The sequence below is a fragment of the Psychrosphaera sp. genome (assembly GCF_982872775.1).
This window is the reverse complement of record NZ_CEYNSH010000022.1, coordinates 1-1064: the sequence shown is the minus strand read 5'-3', so window position 1 is coordinate 1064 and position 1064 is coordinate 1. Positions and strand designations below refer to the sequence as shown.

Annotated in this window: 1 protein-coding gene; it reads left to right on the top strand. The window is 38.2% G+C overall.

Going from position 1 to position 1064, the window contains the following annotated elements; all coding sequences use genetic code 11:
- Positions 1–158 precede the first annotated feature (158 nt).
- Positions 159–1064 (top strand): M61 family metallopeptidase (locus tag AC4E96_RS08125; protein ID WP_490255456.1); only part of this gene is annotated, 906 nt, incomplete at its 3' end.

The following is a 1064-nucleotide window of genomic DNA, read 5'->3' as shown; positions in this document are numbered from 1 at the left end:
GCATAATTGATTCTAGCTTGGACTTTTTCAGAATATTCCATAAGATCACTCACATTAATGTATTTTCTAAATTATAAACCTTTTCGGTTAGTTACCCCTATTAAATATACAATTAATGGTACTGACTGTTCTAAAAGTAATCGGATAGAGGTGGTTGTATGTCTCATGTAAATTATAAAATCCAAGTTGCCGACCCACTGCAACACATCTTCAAAATTGAAATCAGCTTTACACCAGAATCAGAAAGCGACGTTACACTTTCTTTGCCCAATTGGTTGCCTGGCAGCTACATGATTCGTGATTTTGCAAAACACGTTTTGGACTTTCGAGCATATGACAGTAAAGGTAGTCTAAGTGTAACCGCTGATTCCAAGTCCAGTTATAATGTGTCGCATAACAATTTACCTGTAACAGTCGAGTATCATTATTATGCTTTTGATTTAAGTGTCAGGAAGGCCTATTTAGACCAGCAATTTGGTTTTATTAATCCAGCAAGCAGTTGTTATGAAGTAAGAGGGTTTGGTCATACACCATGTCGCGTAGAAATTGTAAAACCAACTCACCCTCTTACTAATAAATGGAGCATTGCGACAGGCCTTACCAAAAATAATCAAACACAAGCGTTTGATTGGGGTGACTATGAAGCCAAAAACTATTTAGACTTTACCGATTACCCTATATTAATGGGTGAGTTAGATATCGCCGAGTTTGAAGTAGATAATATCCCACACTATATGGTGACAGCTGGAAAACACTTTGGCTCGTTAGAACGCGTCGTTAAAGATTTAAAGCCGATTTGTGAATTTCAAAAAGACGTGTTTGGAGGGCTGCCAACTGACGTCGACCAATACTTGTTTATGACAATGGTCACCGACAACGGTTTTGGAGGGTTAGAGCACCTCAATAGCACAGCCTTGGTTTGTAGCCGCCATGACATCATTAGTAAGGACGACGAACTCAATGATAATTATCAAACATTTTTGAGCTTGTGCAGCCATGAGTATTTTCACACATGGAATGTAAAACGACTCAAGCCAGAAGAGTTTATTCCTTACGATCTAAAT